1 protein-coding gene is annotated in these 429 nt (G+C 64.1%); it reads right to left on the minus strand.

Features of this window, described 5'->3' with window-relative positions:
• On the minus strand, nt 1-429 hold a 429-nt coding region (locus tag AC1D1Y_RS26510; RefSeq protein ID WP_477684971.1), incomplete at both ends, for an aconitase family protein.

Raw genomic sequence — 429 nt, forward strand, 5'->3', positions numbered from 1 at the left:
AATCAGCACGTCGCCATTGCCGATGGTCACGTCCGAGCCACTGCCCGCGGCCACCGCAGTCGTAGCGGTGTTGGGCGCATGGTTGGCGGCCAGCGTAGGCTTGCTTTCCATTTCCACTACTTGACGTGGCGCACCCAGCGGTGCGGGGGGGGTCTTGGGTACCTTGGTCGTCAGCGGTTCGTCCCAGGTGCGGGCCAGGTGGCGGGTGTGGAACACGGCCGCGTTCTGGTTAAAACCGTTCTCGGCATTGGGTTTGGAGAACAGCGACTCAAACTGGCTGGCCACCTTGCCCAGCTCAATGCGGTCTTGCGGGCGCTTGGGGCCGGCCAGGCTGGGCGTCACGTTGCCCAGGTCCAGCTTCACCACCTGCGAGTAATCGATATCGCCCGACTTGGGCACACCAAACAGGCCCTGGGCCTTGAAGTAGGC

It is taken from the genome of Polaromonas sp. P1_G1 (assembly GCF_056405595.1).